At 35.6% G+C, this 21,805-nt stretch carries 24 protein-coding genes; 18 read left to right on the top strand and 6 right to left on the bottom strand.

Features of this window, described 5'->3' with window-relative positions:
• Nucleotides 1–423: 423 nt before the first annotated feature.
• Nucleotides 424–2,580, top strand: coding sequence for a hypothetical protein (locus ACTSKG_RS08255; protein ID WP_464757700.1), 2,157 nt, complete (start codon nucleotides 424–426; stop codon nucleotides 2,578–2,580).
• Nucleotides 2,581–2,700: 120 nt separating this feature from the next.
• Here the strand turns inward: ACTSKG_RS08255 and ACTSKG_RS08250 are convergent, their stop codons facing one another.
• A complete protein-coding gene (locus ACTSKG_RS08250; protein WP_464757699.1) occupies nucleotides 2,701–3,240 on the bottom strand; it encodes a hypothetical protein in 540 nt (179 codons plus the stop codon).
• A gap of 217 nt (nucleotides 3,241–3,457) precedes the next feature.
• On the opposite strand from ACTSKG_RS08250, the gene ACTSKG_RS08245 reads away from it, so the two are divergent.
• On the top strand, nucleotides 3,458–4,351 hold the full coding sequence (locus tag ACTSKG_RS08245) for an NAD-dependent epimerase/dehydratase family protein (RefSeq protein WP_464757697.1): 894 nt from the start codon (nucleotides 3,458–3,460) through the stop codon (nucleotides 4,349–4,351).
• Nucleotides 4,352–4,463: 112 nt separating this feature from the next.
• Here ACTSKG_RS08245 and ACTSKG_RS08240 read toward each other — a convergent pair whose 3' ends face one another.
• Nucleotides 4,464–5,273: an alpha/beta fold hydrolase gene (locus tag ACTSKG_RS08240; protein ID WP_464757696.1), complete on the bottom strand. Its 810-nt coding sequence runs from the start codon at nucleotides 5,271–5,273 to the stop codon at nucleotides 4,464–4,466.
• Between the two features lie 304 nt (nucleotides 5,274–5,577).
• On the opposite strand from ACTSKG_RS08240, the gene ACTSKG_RS08235 reads away from it, so the two are divergent.
• The 5 genes from ACTSKG_RS08235 to ACTSKG_RS08215 all read left to right on the top strand — a co-directional run bounded on the left by ACTSKG_RS08235 (nucleotide 5,578) and on the right by ACTSKG_RS08215 (nucleotide 9,467).
• On the top strand, nucleotides 5,578–6,120 hold the full coding sequence (locus tag ACTSKG_RS08235; protein ID WP_464757695.1) for a peroxiredoxin: 543 nt from the start codon (nucleotides 5,578–5,580) through the stop codon (nucleotides 6,118–6,120).
• 145 nt (nucleotides 6,121–6,265) lie between these two features.
• Complete coding sequence (locus ACTSKG_RS08230) at nucleotides 6,266–6,721, top strand: TlpA family protein disulfide reductase (protein ID WP_464757694.1); 456 nt, start codon at nucleotides 6,266–6,268, stop codon at nucleotides 6,719–6,721.
• Between the two features lie 323 nt (nucleotides 6,722–7,044).
• Complete coding sequence (locus tag ACTSKG_RS08225; RefSeq protein ID WP_464757692.1) at nucleotides 7,045–7,500, top strand: nucleoside deaminase; 456 nt, start codon at nucleotides 7,045–7,047, stop codon at nucleotides 7,498–7,500.
• A gap of 117 nt (nucleotides 7,501–7,617) precedes the next feature.
• Nucleotides 7,618–8,316, top strand: a complete 699-nt coding sequence (locus ACTSKG_RS08220) for a gamma-glutamyl-gamma-aminobutyrate hydrolase family protein (protein WP_464757691.1) — start codon at nucleotides 7,618–7,620, stop codon at nucleotides 8,314–8,316.
• Between the two features lie 161 nt (nucleotides 8,317–8,477).
• The gene (locus ACTSKG_RS08215) at nucleotides 8,478–9,467 is read left to right on the top strand and encodes a M23 family metallopeptidase (protein WP_464757690.1); all 990 of its coding nucleotides are present in this window, start codon (nucleotides 8,478–8,480) and stop codon (nucleotides 9,465–9,467) included.
• A 64-nt stretch (nucleotides 9,468–9,531) separates the two neighbouring features.
• Here ACTSKG_RS08215 and ACTSKG_RS08210 read toward each other — a convergent pair whose 3' ends face one another.
• Together ACTSKG_RS08210 and ACTSKG_RS08205 are read right to left on the bottom strand one after the other, a co-directional pair.
• Nucleotides 9,532–9,810, bottom strand: a complete 279-nt coding sequence (locus ACTSKG_RS08210; protein ID WP_464757996.1) for a DUF5658 family protein — start codon at nucleotides 9,808–9,810, stop codon at nucleotides 9,532–9,534.
• Nucleotides 9,811–10,040: 230 nt separating this feature from the next.
• A complete protein-coding gene (locus tag ACTSKG_RS08205) occupies nucleotides 10,041–10,343 on the bottom strand; it encodes a transposase (RefSeq protein WP_464757689.1) in 303 nt (100 codons plus the stop codon).
• A 390-nt stretch (nucleotides 10,344–10,733) separates the two neighbouring features.
• On the opposite strand from ACTSKG_RS08205, the gene ACTSKG_RS08200 reads away from it, so the two are divergent.
• From ACTSKG_RS08200 to ACTSKG_RS08185, 4 genes are all read left to right on the top strand, one after another.
• Nucleotides 10,734–11,399 carry a Dph6-related ATP pyrophosphatase gene (locus tag ACTSKG_RS08200; protein WP_464757688.1) on the top strand — a complete coding sequence of 222 codons (666 nt, stop codon included), beginning with the start codon at nucleotides 10,734–10,736 and terminating at the stop codon, nucleotides 11,397–11,399.
• 90 nt (nucleotides 11,400–11,489) lie between these two features.
• Nucleotides 11,490–12,005 carry a divergent PAP2 family protein gene (locus ACTSKG_RS08195; RefSeq protein ID WP_464757687.1) on the top strand — a complete coding sequence of 172 codons (516 nt, stop codon included), beginning with the start codon at nucleotides 11,490–11,492 and terminating at the stop codon, nucleotides 12,003–12,005.
• 129 nt (nucleotides 12,006–12,134) lie between these two features.
• Nucleotides 12,135–12,467 carry a bacillithiol system redox-active protein YtxJ gene (gene ytxJ / locus ACTSKG_RS08190; RefSeq protein ID WP_464757686.1) on the top strand — a complete coding sequence of 111 codons (333 nt, stop codon included), beginning with the start codon at nucleotides 12,135–12,137 and terminating at the stop codon, nucleotides 12,465–12,467.
• Nucleotides 12,468–12,479: 12 nt separating this feature from the next.
• Nucleotides 12,480–13,313: an STAS domain-containing protein gene (locus ACTSKG_RS08185; RefSeq protein ID WP_464757685.1), complete on the top strand. Its 834-nt coding sequence runs from the start codon at nucleotides 12,480–12,482 to the stop codon at nucleotides 13,311–13,313.
• Between the two features lie 58 nt (nucleotides 13,314–13,371).
• Here the strand turns inward: ACTSKG_RS08185 and ACTSKG_RS08180 are convergent, their stop codons facing one another.
• Nucleotides 13,372–13,677 carry a DUF3243 family protein gene (locus ACTSKG_RS08180; RefSeq protein ID WP_464757684.1) on the bottom strand — a complete coding sequence of 102 codons (306 nt, stop codon included), beginning with the start codon at nucleotides 13,675–13,677 and terminating at the stop codon, nucleotides 13,372–13,374.
• 126 nt (nucleotides 13,678–13,803) lie between these two features.
• Here ACTSKG_RS08180 and ACTSKG_RS08175 point away from each other — a divergent pair, with 126 nt between their 5' ends.
• From ACTSKG_RS08175 to ACTSKG_RS08155, 5 genes are all read left to right on the top strand, one after another.
• Nucleotides 13,804–15,540 carry a mechanosensitive ion channel gene (locus ACTSKG_RS08175; RefSeq protein ID WP_464757683.1) on the top strand — a complete coding sequence of 579 codons (1,737 nt, stop codon included), beginning with the start codon at nucleotides 13,804–13,806 and terminating at the stop codon, nucleotides 15,538–15,540.
• 221 nt (nucleotides 15,541–15,761) lie between these two features.
• On the top strand, nucleotides 15,762–16,352 hold the full coding sequence (locus tag ACTSKG_RS08170) for a TetR/AcrR family transcriptional regulator (protein ID WP_464757682.1): 591 nt from the start codon (nucleotides 15,762–15,764) through the stop codon (nucleotides 16,350–16,352).
• Nucleotides 16,353–17,233: 881 nt separating this feature from the next.
• A complete protein-coding gene (locus tag ACTSKG_RS08165; RefSeq protein WP_464757681.1) occupies nucleotides 17,234–17,683 on the top strand; it encodes a DUF5085 family protein in 450 nt (149 codons plus the stop codon).
• Complete coding sequence (locus ACTSKG_RS08160; RefSeq protein ID WP_464757680.1) at nucleotides 17,683–18,126, top strand: DUF5085 family protein; 444 nt, start codon at nucleotides 17,683–17,685, stop codon at nucleotides 18,124–18,126. The genes ACTSKG_RS08165 and ACTSKG_RS08160 overlap by 1 nt, the downstream gene beginning before the upstream one ends.
• A gap of 526 nt (nucleotides 18,127–18,652) precedes the next feature.
• Entirely contained in the window at nucleotides 18,653–19,084 is a 432-nt protein-coding gene (locus ACTSKG_RS08155; RefSeq protein ID WP_464757679.1) for a HEAT repeat domain-containing protein, read from the top strand.
• Nucleotides 19,085–19,209: 125 nt separating this feature from the next.
• On the opposite strand, the gene ACTSKG_RS08150 is transcribed toward ACTSKG_RS08155, so the two are convergent.
• Nucleotides 19,210–19,947, bottom strand: coding sequence for an IclR family transcriptional regulator (locus ACTSKG_RS08150; protein ID WP_464757678.1), 738 nt, complete (start codon nucleotides 19,945–19,947; stop codon nucleotides 19,210–19,212).
• A gap of 166 nt (nucleotides 19,948–20,113) precedes the next feature.
• Between ACTSKG_RS08150 and ACTSKG_RS08145 the strand changes: the two genes are divergently transcribed.
• Both ACTSKG_RS08145 and ACTSKG_RS08140 read left to right on the top strand, forming a co-directional pair.
• The gene (locus ACTSKG_RS08145) at nucleotides 20,114–20,986 is read left to right on the top strand and encodes a dimethylarginine dimethylaminohydrolase family protein (RefSeq protein ID WP_464757677.1); all 873 of its coding nucleotides are present in this window, start codon (nucleotides 20,114–20,116) and stop codon (nucleotides 20,984–20,986) included.
• Nucleotides 20,987–21,001: 15 nt separating this feature from the next.
• Nucleotides 21,002–21,769: a dimethylarginine dimethylaminohydrolase family protein gene (locus ACTSKG_RS08140; protein ID WP_464757676.1), complete on the top strand. Its 768-nt coding sequence runs from the start codon at nucleotides 21,002–21,004 to the stop codon at nucleotides 21,767–21,769.
• Nucleotides 21,770–21,805: the final 36 nt, after the last annotated feature.

Genomic DNA, 21,805 nt, shown 5'->3' with positions numbered 1-21,805 from the left:
ATTTTTTATAACAAATGGAAGCATGATTATGATGAAGTGGGTTGGAATTGAAACAACATTCATAAAATTGGGACTAATTCCATCGTACTCGCAACTAATTTTTCTAAGTAGAAACTATATTGAAAATAGAGCCTTTTAAAATGAGAACATACCTTAATAGAAGTAATTTAATTTTATATAAGATAGTACTGCTGGACCAATTAAGCCAAAACCAAGACCAAATTGATTTGACTGCTTCAACTAATAGGCAACACTGCTCATATAAATGAGTTAAATACGCATATATTGAGAATGGTGTGCTAGTTAAAGAAGGGAGCGATTTTTATTAAGAATAAAATAATTAAAATAGCAGCTTCATCCATAATTGCGACATCGGCATTTGTAGCAGCTGCACCAAGTGAACAAGGGGATGCTGCTGCAAATATGGAGCAATTAATGATTGATGCTCAAAATGCAAGTAACGTATTAAAGTGGGCAATTTCTGTCGAGGGTTCAGCGGACGGGGTGACGCAGCCATGGGAGCAATTTAATGATGCAAAAATGGCAATAGCAAAAGTCGAGGCGGCATTAAGTGGCGTGAATTTCTCAGATAAGTTAAAGTACGAGGCACGACTCGTGGACCCGAAAGTTCAAATACAAAGGGCTCAAGGGTATCTGGATGCGATTACTGCAAGTTCAAAAATCCATGCAAAAACAAATGCTCTTTCTGCGGCAGTCTATTCAAATAACTTAGATCAAGTGGAAAAGGCTTATCACGAAATGACTGCGGAGTTTCGTAAACAAACAATATTATTAGATCGTGTTTACGGTCAATCCACTCGTGATAGAATTCGAAATGCTGTAAAAGGGCCAGCAGAGAAGTTAATAAATGAGTTAAAAAACGATGTAACGGTTCATATGTTGGCGAAGGGTGCAGAGGAAGATGTTAGAAGAGGAAATTATACGGAAGCAGCAAAGAAAGTATACGAAGCACAGGCGATTCTGCGGTCAAATGTATTGATCTGGGGGAAGGCACTTCAATTTAGAATAGATAATGTAAATACATCTTTACCTTTTCAAATTGTATCAAGTTCTATAGTTAATAACACGACGCTGATGATAAAACTGAATAAACCCATTTCTTCAATCCGAGCCTCTGAATTCTCATTTGATAATGGTTTAACTGTCACGAATGCTTCTTTAAGTAAAGATGGATTAACGATCACTTTAACGACTTCTATTCAAATTCCTGGCACGACTTATACATTGAAGTATAAAACAAACACCGTCTCTTTTACTATTCCAGGGAATGTGAACCCAATCTATGTTGGAGATAAGACGGTTCAACATAGAGAAACATCTGAAGTAATTACATTAGCGGCTATATTTAAAGAGTCGAATGGCAAGCCATCTACTGCTACGGTTCGAGTTGATATTCCCGCTGGATTAAAGTTAGTTTCGGTGAATGGAGCGACAAATAATACAGCAGGAGCAAACTCTGTTAATGTGACACCTGACAAGAATGGTATAGTAACAATTGTATTCACAGCGAAAGATCTAAATAGCCCTGCACTTGATAAATTGATTACCTTTAACAAAATGGAGAAAAATAAAGTGGTAGAAACCCAAACTTCTAGTTCTTTCAATTTCTATGTACCCGCAAATGCAGGTTTATTTTCTAATAAAAATGTGCGCTTTATAGACCCAAATTTTGGCTACTTCGTAACGACTGACGGAATAAAATACAAATTGAAAGGTTACGGAGATGTTTATCGAAATGATGGAACTCTGATTTCCTTTGATTCATTCAAATCCATGCTAAACACTGGCAACATTATCAATGGAACATATCATCCAACCTCTTCTTCATCCTTTAATATCTTCTATAATATGAATATATCGTCTATTAGCCTGGACTCCAAGTTTACTTATAAACCGGGAACTATGGGGTATCGAATGAATGGAAGTAAAATCGAGTTGTTCGGAACAGGCCAACCAAATTACGAACTATTCTTCTTTAAAAATACAGGAGTTTCACTAGGAAAAACAAAAGTAAATTCTAATGGAACTTGGACATTTACGACAAACGTAGATACAAATGCATTGACAGACTATTCGATTGTTCAACAAATCGCTGGTATGTCTATGCCCCCTTATAATGGTGGCAATGCTACAACGCTAAGGGTAGTCGAAGGACCGTTTGAACTTGCTTGGATTAGTGACGGAACAAGTAAAGACGAGAACTTATCAAATGAAGAAATTACATTCACAATTGCCCCATTAAAATATAAAAATGGGTCGATTTTGACGCAAGATCAAGCAGTAATTTCGAAGCAAGCTTCTATTGTTTTAAAAGATTCGGATGGAACAAAAGTAAAATTCATAAATAATTATTATGATACCTATTTCACAACGGTGAAAAACGGATTTACAATTAGGTTTGGATCAATCAATTCGAACAAAAATGCAGGAATGATGCTTAATAAAGGCAAGGATGGAAAGCTTTCTGGAACATTGAGTATTGAATCAGTTGAAGGAGTTACGAATGAATATGGGTTAACATTGAAAATAAATCCAGGAGATCAGATTGAAGGTTATTAAAATATAAATAATTATTGGAATATGACTAAATCAATAGAGAAGGGGCTGTCCAAAGTCAATTAGAAAACCGACTACTAGGCAGCCCTTTTTCATTTGGCTAAAAATTGATGTTTGAAAATTTTACGTAATGTCACGTACTGTTATTTCTCCAAGGTATCGCCCTGGGTTTGTAGTATAACTAATAGTTGTAGGTGAGGTTACTGTTGCGTCGACAACAATGCGCACACTATTGCCTGGTGGTAAAACTCCAACTCCTATCAGGGCGTCTCCTGATGCAATTGCCACATCTTGAGGATCTCCTGAGTTTGCATCCGTGAATAAAGGAATAGTTAATACAACAATTCCTAAAAGATCCACTACCTCCAAACTAGCAGTTACGGAAGCAATCTCATTAGCCGCATAAGCGTAAAATACACTTACGGGTAAAGCGACAACTACAATCGGAAGGCCAGTAACATCAAATGTACTTCGAAATGTTACTGTTTGATTAGATGTTGTATTTGGCGACCAAATGTAAGCGTCACTACCATCAATGAGTGGGGAAATTAAAGATGGTAAAGTAGACACTGCCGGTGTTGGGAGAGTTCCAGGGGGAGCTGCTGTATCTGCAATAACTAGTGTATTTGCCGGGGTAGTATACTCTTGTAATCTAAGAGCCATATAAAAATCACCTCCTTTAGTAGATTTGCCAAACAAGTGGCATACCGTATCATATGGTACATGTACGAAGTGGACTGGTTGTAATCATCACTCTATCAAAAAAATATTAGAAATAGATTTGAAAGAGTGAAGAAATAAATTTTCGATCTTCTAAGTCTACTTAAAAAATAGCGTATTATAGTCATATATTTTATGATTAATAAAAGGAGATGAAGAAATGAGAAAAGCTTTAGTTTTAGGGGGAACAAGATTTTTTGGTGTGCATCTAGTGGAAGCATTATTGGATAAAGGGTTTGAGGTAACGATCGCCACAAGAGGGAAAACAGTGGATTCTTTTTCTACTAGAGTGAATAGAATTGTATGCGATCGATTAAATTTAGTTGAAAGTAAGGAACGTTTTAATAATGAAAAATGGGATATTATTTTTGACCAAATCTGTTATTCTTCAAAGGAAGCAATGGATGCAATTGAAGTGTTCAAGGATAATACGCTGAAATATGTTTTTACCTCTTCTAAGTCTGTATATGAGGAAGGAAATGGAGAAGTAGGATATGTGGAAGATGACTTTATTCCAACCAACTATCCAATTATTGAAGGACCAAAAGAGGAATTTTCTTATATGGAAGGAAAACGGCAAGCGGAAGCGGTATTTTTTCAGAAAGCTCCATTTCCTGTAGTAGCAGTTAGATTTCCAATTGTTTTAGGTTTAAACGATTATACCGAACGACTTAAATTCCATATAGAGAAAATAGTGAATAATGAGGAAATCCATTTAGTAAATCTAGAAGCAAGTATGGATTTCATTTCGGAAGAAGAGGCAGGGCATTTCCTAGCGTGGATTGGACTTTCCGATTTTACAGGACCTATTAATGCGACATCCGATGGAAAAGTAGAATTAGGAGACATGATTGCTACTATAGAAGAGAAGGCGCAAACTTCTGCGATAATTACTTCTACATCGAGTGAAAACAATGTTTCACCGTACAACATTTCTGAGACGTGGTTAATTAGCAATGAACAAGCAAGAAACTTAGGATTTGAATTTAAAGATTTGAATGAATATCTACCCGTGTTAATCGAAGATATTATAGAAGAAATTAAAATAACATAAATTCACAATCCAATAAAAAATAGCCGCCAAAGCTTACAAGCTGAGCGGCTTTTTCTTATGTTACAAAATTGTTACTAGTGCCTGGCACCCGTAACAATTTTGTAATATTTTTTTATCCAATAAACCTTACGAGTTCTTGATTAAACTTGTCTTTCTCGCAATAAAATAAGCCATGGCCGCTGTATTCAAAAGGTATTAATATAGAGTTTTGTATACTTTGATGCATTAATTCCCCTAAAATGAACGGACATACCTTATCCTGTATTCCATGCATAATAGCTGTCGGAACTTGTATTTGTGGTAAATCGTCTCGTAGATCTTCGTCACGCAAGGAAACTAAACACTTCGCAGTAGCGTTGCCCGATGCGATTAAACCAAGCCCATGGAACCAGTCGATAAAATTTTTGGATAAATAGCGAGCGAAAAAAGTATCTCCAAAATCACTTAACATTTTAGGCCGATCGGTGTATGTAGCTTCAATTAATTTATTGACTTCTTCGATTGTTATTCCATACGGAAAATCTGGTCGCTGTGTGAAAACAGGCGCTGCTGCCCCGATAAGCGCAAGTTTTGCAACTTTGTGTCCATAATGACGAGCCATATATCGTATAGAAATGGCACCACCCATCGAGTGTCCTGCAAGCGTAATATTCTCCAATTCTAATGTATCAATAATGATGCGGATATCATCTGCCAATCGGTCATAAGAATATCCATCCCAAGGTCGATTTGATTTGCCAAATCCACGAATATCTATCCCTATACAACGATAGCCCATTGCGGGGAGGTGGTTAAATTGATACTCGAACAGCTGATGGTTTGCCGGCCATCCATGTATGAAAAAAATAGTCTTAGTCGAAGCTGGATTAACATCCTCGACATAAATATTCACACCTTTTTCTACTTTTACGTAATATCCCATCACTATTCCTCCCATTACAAAGGCGATTTTTTAATATATGATTTTTTTATTATAATTATTCGATCTGGGGTAATAGGGTTGAAATTGCATCTTCGTCCGCTATTTTTTTATGGTTGTAGGGTCTTAGATTATTACGAATGTGTTACAGGTGCCTGGCACCAGTAATGTTTATGTAATGTGTGCCATGCATATTGCGGCAATTTGCGACAAGATTCGAGGTGGATAAATTGATTTGTAAGGGAGATTTTGCTATCCTTTAAATTGTGAGTAAATAATACTAATTATTATTTTGGAGGGATTATACATGGCAGAGCGCATGGTAGGTAAACAAGCACCACGTTTTACATTGGACGCAGTTTTAGCGGACAAGTCATTTGGTAAAGTAAGTTTAGAAGAAATAATGAAAGAAGATAAATGGACAGTTTTATTCTTTTATCCAATGGATTTTACTTTCGTTTGTCCAACTGAAATCACGGCAATGTCAGATCGTTATGATGAGTTCGAAGATTTAGATGCGGAAGTTATTGGGGTATCTACAGATACAATTCATACGCATTTAGCTTGGATCAACACAGCTCGTCAAGACAATGGTTTAGGCGAATTAAAATATCCACTAGCTGCGGATACTAATCATGCAGTTGCACGTGAATATGGTGTGTTAATCGAAGAAGAAGGGGTTGCACTTCGCGGTCTTTTCATTATTAATCCAGAAGGTGAAATGCAGTACCAAACAGTTTTCCATAATAACATCGGTCGTGATGTAGATGAAACACTTCGCGTACTACAAGCACTTCAAACAGGTGGTCTGTGCCCAGCGAACTGGCGTCCAGGTCAAAAAACACTATAATTTAATCAAGGTACTTGAATGAATTAAAATAATTATCAAGAAGCTATTAAGCATAAAATATCGAACATAAACAAACTTAAAAGTTCTCCATGTATTTTCTAGTTCATGGAGAATTTTTTACATATGGAAAAGGAGGAGTTCTTAAATGAAGTTACGTACACCTATGCCTGAATTAACTGGCGCTACTGCCTGGTTAAATGGAGAAGTTTCCTCTAGTGAGCTAGTCGGCGAAAAACCTACATTGATTCATTTTTGGTCAATCAGCTGTGGACTTTGTAAAGAAGCAATGCCAAATGTGAACGAGTTCCGTGACCAATATAAAGACGAACTAAATGTTGTCGCTATTCATATGCCACGTTCTGAAAAAGACGTAGATCTTGAGGAAATTAAAAAAGTAGCAGCGGAACATAATATTACACAACCAATTTTTGTTGATAGCGAGTTAAAGCTAACAGACGTTTTTGAAAATCAATACGTTCCAGCTTATTACGTTTTCGATAAAGACGGACAACTCCGCCATTTCCAAGCTGGCGGAAGCGGAATGAAAATGCTAGAAAAACGTGTCAACCGCGTGTTGGATGAAATGCGCAATGCAGAATAAGTAGTATAGATGGCTAAGAACTAATTGGATTTTTATGAATCCAGGTGGTTCTTGGCTTTTTTTATTTGCTACTGAAAAAGTTTAGCATTTGGTCTCGGGATCAGTGGAATTGGTTGCGGGTTTATCTAAAATGGTCTTGAACTGCTATTTTATGGATAAATAATTCGCACTAGAAAAGTAGTTATGACTAATTTCTGAGTGGAAGTAAAGAGTTAAGGTTGTTGCGGGCTAATTATTCTTGATAGTCCATATTTTGTTTTTATTAGATATCGTTTGCATACTCAGATATGCTAAAATATTTTCAAAGAGGGGGTATGCTGTTTATGGATAAATTTATGAAAAGAGCGGTTGAATTAGCGGTCGAAAATGTAAATAGTGGAGGCCAACCATTTGGAGCAGTACTAGTGAAAGACGGGGAAGTGGTTTCAGAGGGTGTGAATGAGTTGCACATTAAGCATGATGTTAGCGGACATGCTGAGTTGCTTGCGATTCGTCGAGCACAGGAACAATTACAAACGAATGATTTATCTGGATTTATAATGTATGCGAGCGGTGCACCTTGTGCAATGTGCTACAGTGCAATGATGTTTGCAGGAATCGAAAAAGCATATTACTGTGCAACCTTGGAAAATGCAAAAGCAGTTGGACTCAGTAAATCAGCAACTATATATGAGGAATTGCACAAACCAGCAGACGATCGAACATTCCAGATGTGTCACATGGAAATTGAAGAAGGAATGTCAAATCCCATGGAACTATGGAAAAAAAGAAATTACTGAAGTTAAATATTGTTCCGCGGGGCTACTGAGCAGAGAAGTTGTATGTTACAGGTGCCTGGCACCAGTAACATATTTGTAATATGATTGTAACAAATGGGATGGGATAGGGGGATTTGTTTGCGACCGATTATTGGTGTTTCTTCCAGTTTGAAAGAGGATGTTTTGACAGTTCCAACGGAGAATATGCGTGCGATTGTGAAATTTGGAGGAGTGCCGCTTGTGCTTCCTAATATGGTGTACGCTGGAATTGATAGAATTGCTGATACGATAGATGGGTTACTTTTAACTGGTGGCGGGGACATAGATCCTACTTTATTTGGAGAAGAGCCAAAACAAGGTCTAGGTGAAATCACACCTGAGCGAGATGCTTTTGAAATAGCTTTGATAAAAAAAATGTTGGAGTTGAATAAACCGATTTTAGGAATATGTCGGGGTGCGCAAATTCTAAATATTGCCGTTGGTGGTGATATGTTTCAAGATATTTATTCGCAAATTAAATGTAAAGTTCTACAGCATAACCAAAAAGCTCCCCGATGGCATGCTTCCCACTTTGTTCAAGTAATGAAAGGCTCCATTTTATATGAAATTGTACAAACTGAACAGTTTAAAGTAAATAGCTATCATCATCAGGCTAATCGAGGAGTTCCTAATGATTTTGAAGTAAGTGCTATATCAAGCGATGGGATTATCGAGGCAATTGAAAGTAAGAAACATAAGTTTGTTATAGGAGTGCAATGGCATCCCGAATATTTGTTATTAAAAAAAGATTCGGAATCTGCTGCTATTTTTAGGGCGTTTATAGATGCTTGCATTTAAAAAATTGAGTAGAAACGACTGTTAATTGGCAGTCGTTTTTTTATATAGTCTTGGCTTTTGCTTAATTGGTCTTATTCAGCCATTTTTTATTAAAAATCTTAATTCATGAAACAAATTTAAATGGGAAAGCTACTTTAAGTATTGAAAAAGGAGGTATTTTGATGCGGCGTTCGATATCACTCATTTGCTTCATAAGTGCATTTTTCTTGCTTGTTTGCTCAAACGCTTCCGCAGCTGAGGAACCTTCGAGAGAACAGATTTTAGAAAAGCGAATGGATTACTATTTAAAATACTCTAGTATTACGCTACCTTGGTATTACCTGGCTGCTGTCGATCAATACGAACGAAATATTCAACAAGTACGTAATGATATTCCTAAAAGGGATGGTGTGGTTGCCGTCCAATTTTCCGATAATTATTGGACAGGCTTACTTAATCCTAAAAATGATGATACCGATTTAATTTCCATCGACTTTTTTGAGGGGAATGGTGCAGATGGAAATAAAGACGGATTTGCTGATCGCAAAAATGATGATGATGTCATGTATACCATGTCTGAGTATTTAAGTAGCTTCGGTCCTACTGAAAAAGATTTAAAAAGAGCATTAAAAGAGTATTACCAGCGGGATGAAGCCGTTAATCAGATCATAATAATTGCTAAAATCTATAAACAATTTGAAACAATAAATTTGGATAAGCACGCTTTTCCTTTAGATATTCTCCGTGATTTTAGTTATAAAAGTACTTGGGGCGATTCAAGAGGCTGGGGTGGACGCAGAATACACGAAGGAACAGATTTATTTGCCTCATACGGAGTCCCAGTGAAGTCAACATCCTATGGGATTATAGAAACTATGGGCTGGAACGATTACGGTGGATGGCGAATTGGTATTCGGGATATTCATAATACCTATCATTATTATGCCCACTTATCCAGTTATAAAAAAGGGATTAAAGAAGGAGATATTCTGGCACCTGGAGCGATAATTGGCTACGTTGGAAGTTCGGGTTATGGAAAAAAAGGAACTGCAGGAAAATTTCCTCCTCACCTACATTACGGAATGTACAAATTTAATGGACGAATCGAATGGGCATACGACCCTTTCCCATCATTGAAACGATGGGAGCAAGAAGAGGGAAAAGGGATTTAATGGATTGTTACAAAGTTGTTACCGGTGCCAGGCACCGGTAACAACTTTGTCATATTGTTTTAGTTTATTTGCTTATTATGAGTGAGAGCCAGTAAATATGCTGTACAAGTACATATGTGTAGGCTAGAAGAGTTGTGCCGATTAGTAATTGTATGTATTTTTTTAGATGTAGTTTTGTTGTAATGTATATTAAGAGAAGTGGCAGGAAGATTTTTATCGCATAAAATCCTAGGATGCTAGATTCGTATAAAACTCGCATAATGGGGTTTGCTTCAGTGATGTGATTGTTTCGGATGCCGAAGTCGGTGAAGATGCTATCGAGGATGGCTAAAAATAGAAGAATTATAGCTGCTTTTGTAGTTTTTGCATATGAAAAAAATATATGTTTTGTTTCTATGGTTTGAACTTCCTTTCATTTTAGTGTTTAGTGATTTTTACAGTATGCAGAAATAATTATTGGATTATACGTAGTTTGTAGGGTATTTATACGAGTGGATAGAAAAACTCCCTTAGTCATTAAGATGACGAAGAGAGTTTTTACTGTTTCTTATTAACCTGCAAGGTTTTTTGGCTCTAAGAAAACTTTTTTAGTTGCGCAAAATTAGAATTTTTGAGGGACTCCATTTCTTTTAATTGTTCGTAGTATTTTTTTTCAATTTCTTTTAGACGATCCATTTCATCTCGAGAAAAGGAGGAGAATCCATTTTCCCCACATTCCTTATACTTTCTTAACCATGTTGTGATTGAGTTGACGCTTACATTCAATTCCTCTGCTAGTTCTTTGCGTGTACGTCCACTTTGAAGTACTTCTTGTACTGCATATACTTTTTGTTCTATTGTAGTTTGTGTATATCTTTTTCTAAATTGGCCGTGCATAGATTGGTCCTCCTTATCTCAGTAGCCTATTTTCTAATGATTCATTTCTGTTTAATGTTTAAATGTTGTTGTTTTCATAACAATTTGACAATTTACTCAATTAGTGTATTGTACTATCTTTTCTAATAGTTGTCATCCAATTTCTAAAACCGTATAAAATCAAAATGTGGAAACAACTTTAAATTTGGTATCGTCTGAACAGTACGGGATAATGGTTAATGCTACTTGTTTAGAGTTTTCCATTAATGAAGGTATATCTCAATTACTTGAAGATGGTATTACTTGGCTAGCATTCATCAGCTAGCTTTTACATATCTTTTGTTTTTCATTCATGTTAATTTTGAGGTAAGGTGAAAGTTTTATAAGGTTTTTAAAAGGAGTGTGATCAATATGAGAAATGTTTTATTCGTTTCTTCTTGGAGTGGTGGGAAGGATTCAGCGATGGCTTATTACCGTGCATTGAAATTGGGGATGGTTCCGAAAAAGTTGTTGACGATGTTTGAAGAGGAAGGAGAAATTTCCAAATCACATGCCCTTCCTATCGAGGTTGTAAAGGCACAAGCAGAACGACTTGGTATGCCTTTATTAATAAAAGAGGCGAGTTGGAGTACATATGAGGTTCAGTTTAGAGATGCGATGAATGAGTGCCGGGAAGAAGGGATTACGCATGGAGTATTTGGAGATATTGATATCGAGGATCATTTGGAATGGGTAAAAACTACTTGTGCAAAATCGGATATCGTTTCTGTTCATCCTTTGTGGAAAATACCTCGTCGTGCAATTGTAGAAGAATTATTGGATGCTGGATTTGAGGCTTGGATTGTTGTGGTAAATACGAAGATGATGCCGGCGAAATACGTAGGTAAACGTTTTACAAGAGCATTAATTGAGGAACTAGAAGCAGAAGGCATTGATTCGTGTGGAGAGAGTGGGGAATTTCATACGGTAATTGTGGATGGACCAATTTTTACGGAGAGGATACCAGTTCAAATGGGAGAGCCTATTCAAAGAGGGGACTACATTTTCGCTCCTGTTTTATTAAATAAGATTGTCTAAAATCTTTTCAGTCTTTTAAGATTAATTCTCTCTTCAAAAGGGCATCGTATAAAGGAAAATACATAACTTTTTTCAACTGGAGGTTGTCACATGAAGAGGATGAATAGAGGGATCGTAACCGCATTGTCTGCAATAGGTATTGCTCAGGGCCTTAAAATATTGACGTATAAAAAATTAACAGGCAATTGGGATCTAAAACAAGCTTTAACAACTGGTGGGATGCCAAGCTCACATTCTGCAGGCGTTGCGGCACTAGCCTCTTACGTAGCAGCAAATAAAGGAACACGCCACACAGAAACCGCACTTGCTGTAGTGTTCGGTACAATCGTCATGTACGATGCGCAAGGGATTAGAAGGCATACCGGTGAAATTGCTCACCTGGTGAATGATTTAGAAGATAAGATAACAAAACTCTCAGGTGAATTTCCTAGTTTTGAATACGTTAAGAATGAAGAGGAATTGGAAGAACTATTGGGTCATCAACCGGTTGAGGTAGGAGCAGGTGCCCTTTTAGGCATAGCCATCGGGTTAGTTTCAGCCAAAATAGAGAATGATGAAAGAAAAGCAAGAAAAAAGTCCAAACCTCATAAGTCCCCTGACTTGTGAGGTTTTTTATTACAAAGTTATTACGGGTGCCAGGCACCCGTAATAACTTTGTAATAATATTAGTGGATGGTGTATATGAGGTATAATAGGGTATATGGATTATAAGTAGATAAGTTGGAGGGGTTTAGGATGACGGTTTATGAAGAGGTTACATCTGTTAGTCAATGGAAGGAGATATTGGAGCATTCGAATAATGAGCCAATTTTGGTGTTCAAACATAGTACAACTTGTCCAATAAGTGCACATGCATACGGTGAGTTCTCTTCTTTCGACTCGCCGATTAAAACTTTTTTAGTGAAAGTAATTGAAAGTCGAGAGGTGTCCAATGAAATTGGAACTGATTTAGGTATACAACACGAATCACCTCAGGCATTTTTGATAAAGAATGGGAAAGCGGTTTGGAATGCATCTCATTGGAAAATTACAAAAAAAGATCTAACAAAAGCTATGGAATCTTTCTAGGGGGAAGAAAAATTGGATGGAATAAAAAAAGTAGCACAATATTTAATTGAAAATGCAGAGAAAATTGCTCGTGAAATGATAGATTTAGCAATCGAGCATGTAAATTATCAAGTTACGAATGAAATGCTCGAGCAATCTATTAAAAATAATGTAGATTTTTTGGAACTACTCGCAAATTCATTTAATGAAACAAATGATACTGCTGCAGAGGAATTAATTAAATGGAGTAAAAAAAACGGGGAACAACAAGCAGCTGTTTTTACTCAGTTCTCTAAAATAATTCAACCATATGCTAAAAATCGTTTAATGTATTTAGAATATATAACAAAAATATCGATAGATCTTGGGCTATCAACTGAAGAAGTTGTCAAAATAAATAATCGAATTTGTTACTTGATGGATGTAAGTATGGCAGAAACGATGATTGCTTACGAGACTTATCGAGATGAGTTAATGAATGAAAGGAAGAAAGAAATAAACAAATTGTCAGCACCTATTGTTCCAATACAAAAGGGAATTGCAATTTTGCCATTAGTTGGGGATATAAATTATGAGCGGGTTCAACATCTGTTAGATTATGTCGTACCAACAATACCTGATTTGGAAATTGACCATTTGATAATTGATTTTTCTGGAATACTTATGATAGATACGGAAATTGCTCAACATATTTTCGCTATTCATAATGTACTTGAATTGCTAGGAATTCATGTTATGTTTACAGGTATTCGTCCAAATCTATCAATGGTAATTGTTCGAGCAGGGATAGACTTTACTTCGTTTCATACCTTTGGTAGTGTAAAACATGCTATTGATAGTTTGGAAAAGAATATTTTAAGTAAATAAATTGCAAAAATAGAACCGCGCCTTCAGTGAAGGTGCGGTTCTTATTGTAGTGCTATATTTATTCACTAACCATGTTTACTAACATATGTGCTAGTGCATGTTGTTGCTCTTTGTTTCCTGATTTCCATAATTCTTGTAATAGGTTTTCTTCTCTGTTTCGGGGTTCTTCGTTTTTTGCCAAATAATTTGCTACCATTTCAGCAGTTTTTGCTAATTGTTCTTCACTAAGGCCAAGCTTTTCTCCTCTTGCTACCTTTTTTCCTAAATATGATTTAAAGGTAGAAAAATTCGATAGGATTTCCTCTTTCTTTTCAGAGTTCACGTTATCTAATTCCTTTTCTACTTTACCTTGAATATTGTCCATTTCTCCAACACTCCTTTTTCTGTAGTTACTAACTATTTATCCTAATTTCCTAAGTTTAAACACTAATTTACAAGGGTAACTGAATAATAGAATGGATTTAATAGTTGAATAAAAGGAGATGACTAAATGCTAGATTATTATTACTGGAGAGGGACTTTGTCATTTTTACCAGAACTTTTATTAGCTTTATTAGTATTATTAATCGGATTTTTTGTTGCAAAATTCTTGGAGAATGTGACGCATAGATTGTTGCGAAAGTTCCAAGTCAACGAACGTTTAGGAAATACGAAGTCTAAATGGACAGTCGAGAAAATTATTAGCAAAGTAGTTTTTATAATCGTTCTCCTACTTGCGTTTGTATTATTTTTTAATATTCTAAACTTAAATACGATGGCAACACCTTTTGTTTCTATGTATTCTGGTTTAACTGGAGCTTTCTTAAATATTTTAAAAGCAGGATTAATTTTATTATTTGCTTGGATACTAGCGACGTTAGTGAAGAAAGTTATTATTATGTCTGGAAACAAGTTGAATTTAAATAAGTATGTAGGAAAAATTGGGGTTGATGCTACACCGGTAAATCAAGTAAAGTGGACAGATACTGCAGCAAATGTGGCGTATTATCTTATTTTCTTGTTATTCATTCCTGCAGTATTAAATGCACTTGGTATTAATGGATTGAGTGGACCATTTGAAAGTATGATTGCTAGTTTCTTCAACTTTGTTCCAAAGTTAATCTCCGCGGCATTAGTTTTTGTAATTGGTTGGTTTGTTGCAAAACTTGTTCGTAATTTAATAGAGAAATTTTTACAATCGGCCGGAGCTGATCGATTAGCAGAAAGGTTGAAAATTTCAACATTATTTGAAGGTACTAGTATTTCGAAATTTGTGGGAATCATTGCATTTGTGTTAATTATGATACCGGTTTCGATTACAGCACTTGAGCTTTTAGATTTACAAGGAATTTCAGGACCAGCAATTGCAATGTTACGTGATATTTTAGCAATGTTACCTAAAATCGCTGTAGCAATTGTGCTTGTTCTAGTGGGAATTGTTGCTGCTAGATGGGTGAAGCATCTTGTTGTTTCATTACTTGAAAAAATGGGAGTAGACTCGATATTCGGGAAAATGGGCTTCACTAATTTAGGAAGTGCTCCATCTTTTGCGAAATTAATAGGTACAGTGGTGCAAGTAGTCATTATTTTATTGTTTGTGGTAGAAGCTCTTCAGTTATTGGAGCTAGATTTTATGGTTGTTTTGGCAACGGCTATTTTTGCATACCTACCTTCTGTTATTGCAGCAATAATTATTTTAGCTGTTGGTTTTTGGTTAGCTAATATGGTCGAGAAATTGGTTGGCAGCATAATGAGTCATGCTTCAGGTACGCCTCATTTTTTACGTTATGTTGCTAAATATGCAATAATAGCATTTGCATTCTTTATGGCTTTGGATCAATTAGGAATTGCTGCATCTATTATTAACTCGGCGTTCATCTTAATACTAGGCGGAGTGGCACTTGCATTTGGGCTAGCTTTTGGGCTTGGTGGAAGAGAACATGCCGCACGTTACTTAAGTAAAATGGAAAAAAGCTTGGAAGAAGCAGAAGTGACGAAAGAAAAGTTTGAAAAGCAAAAAAAGAAGATGAAAGAGTCTGTAAAGGAAGATTTCAAGGATCCTCAAGATGTGGAGCGAAGCATGCGAGGCACTAGTCCTCATATGGATGAAGTGAAACCAACGAATGAAGTTGGAGATACGAATCCAGGAGGTGATGGGGCATTGGATACAGGCTATAATATCCCATCGACAGATGATTTATATCCTTTTGACGACATTCCACCAACCGATGAAAGAACAGATAAATAGGGAGAAATGCAAATGCTCCGGCACTTATATGTGCTGGAGCATTTTTTTGAGGGAATTAAAATTGTGGTATGATGATGAATATTACAAAAGTGTTACCGGTGCCAGGCACCAGTAACACTTTTGTAATTGTTGGTTGTGAAGGTAATATACATTATTCTTTCGGTGTTTTATACTTGAAATAAGTTTGTGACATTATGAGTTAAGTTGGGGTGTTTGAAGATATGCCAAGAGGTAGAAAAGTGGACTCTGATGGGGAAGTGACGAAGCAATTGCTATTAGAGAAAGCGGTTGAACAGTTTGCGGAGTGTGGTTATCATTCTACAAAGATTAGTGATATTGTCAATAAAGCTAAGGTAACGCAGCCTACTTTTTATTTGTACTTTGAAAGTAAAGAGGCTATTTTTCTAGAAATAACAGAGTTTTTTCAATTGCAGTTAATAAATATAACTGCAGCCAGTATATTAGAGGAAAACTTAGAAACACATTCGCTGAAACTTCAAATACGTTCAGGATTAACTCGTATTTTTACTTTTTTTTGGGAGAATCCTTTGTTAACGAAAATTGGATTTGTTGTAGCTGATTCATCTAGAGAATTGAAAGAAATTATGGTGAAACAAATTACGGAAAACTTAAAAGAGGAACAAAAGATGGGATATTTTTCTGGAGCTTATCCAATGGATTTAGTAGCAGAAAGCCTAGTTGGTTCTATTGAACGATTAACGTTAAATGAGATTTTGACGAAAAAAAGTAAACCAGTTGATTTAGCAGAAGTGCTTGTTGAGATCTATTTTACAGGTATTCAAAAAAAATAGTAGTGGACTCGTACCTTTACATAGAGAAATCTGTGGAAGGTATTTTTTGTTGGCAGATATTTATATGACAAAAATGTTACTGGTGCCAGGCACCAGTAATACTTCTGTAATCATTCTGCGTTGGGTTAGTCTTGCTGTGCGGAATAGGTCAACTGATGATCAAATAAAAAACCGCATCCTATTTCTATTTAAAATGGGATGTGGTTTTTTTTTGAGTTAACCTATTAACCCTTAAGCTTATTACAAAAACATTTCAGGTGCCAGGCACCTGAAATGTTTTTGTAATAGAGAGGTAGAATGAACGAGATGTTTATAGTGTTTTTAAGTATCTTTATACCAAGATATTTATGAAGGATATTTCGAAAAAATGAATCTAAAGAATTAGTTTTATTTTTTTATTATATTTTTTTGATTAATTAAAGGCAATTTACATAATTTTCGTAAAATATTATCAGATAGATTTAGAAAAAAAATAAAAATGACAAAAGTCTATGAGTTAATAGTTTCATTGTTTTTTTCGTTGCTACCTGAATTTTTTGACGAAGTGAGTTGGTCGTGTTATGTATTATAATAAGGAAAAGTTAGGAAGTTTTATTTCCATATTTTTCTCGCTGAAGAATTTAGAGAAGGTTTAATTTGAATATATTTTAATTGCTACTTATCTAGAATTTTAATTTAAAGTGATTTACTAGAAGTTGTAGAGTTCTCGAAATTAAGCTATTGAAAAAAACATATAAGGTAGTAATTGGTTTAAATTACATTTTAGTTTTGTTAGATTGTGGAATGTGTGACGTTTGCATACTAAAGTCTGTTTTAAAAACTCCTTAACCAAGCTTAGTTTTTTATATAGAAAGAAATTACTTTAGAAAGGGTGAGATTGAATGGAAATAGAGATGTGTTCATTGGTTTTTAATAACGTTTTATCATATGAAGTCGTTCAGAAAAAAGAGGATTGGCAAGATGGTATTACTATAATGGAGGATGCTATTGTAAATAAAGATGTATACAAGAATGGACCGCTATTTTTTTCATTTTCTCCAATTTCAGCTGAAGGAAAAACAGGGAAATTTACATACTACTTGCCAATAAACAGCACAGTTCATCTCTCAGATGAAAGTAACTTTAGCTTTCAAGATTCCTTAATATTAGAGAAAGCACTACTTCTGAGACAACAAGATATAGATTTTTATAGTGCTTATGAAAAATTAAAAGCTGATGCTAACGTTCATCAAATAGAACTGGATAATACGTATTACTGCGTTTTACTAGAAGTTTATGGTGATTATATTGCTGATTTTTATGTGCCTGTCAAAGCACAGGGTGATGAATAATGATTGCAGAAAACCATCTAATCTCCTATCGAAATGTTGCATCCAAACATTATGCATTATTACCCAAGGAAATTGATAGTGCGCTTAAAAATTTCCAACTGATCTTAACCGGTAATGGTTATCATCCTACAGGTTCCATTTTCTTTTCTATTAGTAATCCAACAGCAGAAGTTATGTCAGTTGAATTGTTTTTACCAATCGTTGAAAATTATTTTTCCTTACCAAAAGAAGAGGAAATAAATTTCCAAAGTTATTTTAGTGTAGATAACTTACTTATGGTTAGAATAATTGATGACTTTGAAGTGCAGTTCCCCGTAAAATATAGTGAGCTTTTCGAGTATATGAAGAATCATAACAGGTCCCAAAAAACACCAGTTTTTATCCAGTTCAAAAAGACAAATTCTAACCAAACCTATGCTGAAATGAGTATTGGGGTAGTGTGAAAAATGGAAGTATATAAGTTTTATAGCATGAGGAGGTTGATTTCCGCTGTTGGACGAAGCTTTCCAGGGTAAGCATCAAGTAGATTCCCCTCGCTACGCTCTGTTAAGGGTCTTGAATTGCTTGCTAATCCCCAAGGAGTCCCCATCAACTGAACAAATAAGAATGACAAAATGCTTCGGTCGAAATTATAAACTGGTACTTTAGAGGAAAATAGGTAGTATCCATTAATAAAAAAGCGATGCCGCGGACGAAATTGTATCTTCGTCCGCTTTTAAAAGAGTAGGACAGGATATTATCTTTCATTATCCAAACCAAAAGAACTTTGACTTCAAGTAATTCAAGCAGGCGACGGATAAACATCCGCAGCACGATCCAAAACATAATGGTAATGTCCTTTACAAAATAGGAGATATGCGGTTTTTAGTATATAATGTAGAAAGAGAAGAAATGATTTCTACAGATAAACCAACTAAATTGATAAATCGATCATCTCATATAAATTGAAGTAAAAGGAGTTTGGAATATTTGAGTAAAAAAATAATTAAAGATGAACTGCCAGAGAATTATGAGGAACTTAAAAAAGCGGTAAACCGTACAGCAAGCTGGAGAGCTCGTTATGAAGCTGTAGAAGAGCTTGGAAGTTATAATACAAGCCAAGTAATTGATATTTTGAAAACAAGATTAGCAAATGATCCTGTTTACAAAATTCAAGAAGCGGCATATCGCATTCTTATAGAGTTTGGAGAAAATGTTGAATTACCAGCTCAAAAAAAATTCGAAGTCGTTAAAGGTGCTAATAAAGTTTTCTTACGAGTGAAGAAGAGTCTACCGAAAGACCATACATTTGAAGAATTCGCAACGAAATTAAAAAGAATGCGAATCGACGTGTACGATGCATATGAAGGTGAACGAGGCATCGACTGGTTAGAAAAAGAATGGGCTAACATAGGGAAATAACTTAAACCACATGAAGATTTCATAAATTAGTGTTACAAATATGTTACAAGTGCCTGGCACCGGTAATATATTTGTAACACTTTTTTTGTAGGTAAAAACCCTTTGAGTGGTGTAAAAAGGCATTTTTAATGGCTAGATACTAGTTTTTGTGAGATTCGATTTCCTGTTTCTATTGCTTTTTTGGATAGAAATTCGAGTCGTTCTTCGGTGAGGTTGAAGCTGACGACCCCTATACTTATAGCTCCAATTACTTGACCGAAGCTGTCTTTGATGGAGACTGCAACTGAAGAAGTGCCTTCTGTTCTTTCGGAGTGGCTAGTTGCGTAACCTTGTCTTTTTATTTGATCGAATGTTTCTTTCATTACAGTTATTTGATCTTCTGATATGAGTTGGGACAATATACTTTCTGCTTTGACTGATGGCATAGCTGCTAGCATCGATTTATTTGCAGCTCCAATATTCATTGGTATGCGTAAACCCATCTGATCATAAATTCGAATTGGATTGTTTGGGCTATCAATTCTTTCTACAATAATTGATTCCGTCCCTAAAGGCTTACTTAAATAGACGCTTTCCTCCACTTCTTTAGACAATTGTTCAATCTCGGGTCTAATTTTGCTAATATAATCGATTGAATCATATACTTGTAGACCATATTCCAACCAAATTACACCTAGTTTGTAAGTTTTCGTTTGCTCATCTTGTTCTACCATTCCTTGTTTCATCATTGCTTGAAGTAATCTGTGCATGGTGCTGAGTGGGAGTCCACACAGTTTAGAAAGATCTGAAATTGTTATACCTTTTTCTGTCGCATGTGTTGCTAACACTTTCGCAACACTCATCGCTCGTATGATAGATTGCATCAAATATGCCTCCTTTAATCAAATGGAAAGTTAATTTACTATTTTGATATAATTAAAAAATAAGATTCTAAATATATTGACATTGTAACATATTGCAATTATATTTTACATATAGACTTTCCGATATTCGGAAACGTTTTCCACTCAACGGAAAAGGAGAATTGAAATGACATATAATTCATCTATGTTTAAAAAGCTAGACCGAGTAATTGTCAAACATCCAAATGAAGCTTTTATTAGTCAAGCACATTTGACCGATCAATGGACAGTATTTAACTACTTACAAGAACCAAATTTTGAAGAGGCGGTTAGTGAGTATAAAGGATTCATCGAGCTTTTAGAAAAGCATGTACCCCAAATTGATTATCTTCCAGCAGCAGATACAGTCGGCTTAGATTCTATCTATGCGCATGACCCAGTTAAATTCACACCAGCCGGGGCTATTATTTTAAAATCTGGCAAAAAGTTAAGACAACCTGAAGCTAGTGTTTATAAAGAGTTTTTGCAAGAAAAAGAGATTCCGGTTATTGGAGAGTTAACAGGTGAAGCAGTATGCGATGGTGGAGATATCGTTTGGTTAGATGATAAAACAATTGTAGTAGGTCGCGGTTACCGAACAAATGACGAAGCTATTAGCCAATTAAAAGAAATAACTGCTCCATACGTAGATGAGTTTATCGTTGTGCAACTTCCACACGATTTAGGAGAAGCAGAATGTTTACATCTTATGTCTTTCATTAGCATGGTTGATAAAGATTTAGCAGTCGTGCATTCACCATTAATGCCGGTGTTCTTCCGTCAACTATTAATCGAACGTGGAATTCAATTAGTTGAAGTACCAAAGGCAGAGTATGACACGCTTGGATGTAATGTGTTAGCACTTGCACCACGAGTTTGTGTCATCGTTGAGGGAAATGATTCAACTAAGCAACAGCTACTAGAGGCTGGAGCGACAGTTTATGAATATAAAGGACAAGAAATTAGTGTATTAGGTACAGGTGGACCAACATGCTTGACATGTCCAGTTGTAAGAAACTAAAGGAGGAAAATGAAAATGAGTATATTTAAAAATGTTATCGCAAAAACACCAGGAAAGAGCTATGTAGGAGGTTTAACTACATCAGATTTAGGTACTCCTGACTACGATAAATTATTAGTGCAACACGAGGCATATGTTGAAACTTTGAAAAAATGTGGAGTAGAAGTAACGCTTCTTTCTCCAAGTGAAGAGTTTCCAGATTCAACGTTTGTAGAAGATGCTGCAGTTCTTACATCTGATTTTGCTGTTATTACAAATCCCGGCGCGGACTCTCGTAACGGTGAAATTGTTGAAATTGAAAGCGTTTTAAAAGACTTTTATAAGAAATTTCACTACATTAAATCACCTGGAACACTTGATGGAGGAGATATTCTTCAAGCTGAAGATAGTTTCTATATTGGAATTTCTGAACGTACAAATGAAGAAGGCGCTCGCCAATTAAAAGAAATTCTTGAAAGCGAAGGATTTAAAGCAACAATTATTCCGCTTGAAAAGTTCTTCCACTTAAAAACAGGTATTGCTTATTTAGGAAACAACAAAATGGTTGTTGCAGGCGAATTTGTAGATCATCCTGCTTTTGATTCATACGAAAAAATTGTTATTGGCAAAGAAGATGAGTACTCTGCAAACTGTATTCGTGTGAACGACTATGTCATTATTCCACAAGGATATAGCGAAACGAAACGCAAAATAAACGAAGCAGGCTTTGAAACAATCGAATTAGATATGTCTGAAGTTCGAAAACAAGACGGCGGCTTAAGCTGCTTATCTCTAAGATTCTAATATATATTACAGGTATATTACAGGTGCCAGGCACCC

This window comes from Psychrobacillus syltrankelensis (assembly GCF_055454035.1).
This window is presented reverse-complemented; position numbering and strand designations above follow the sequence as displayed.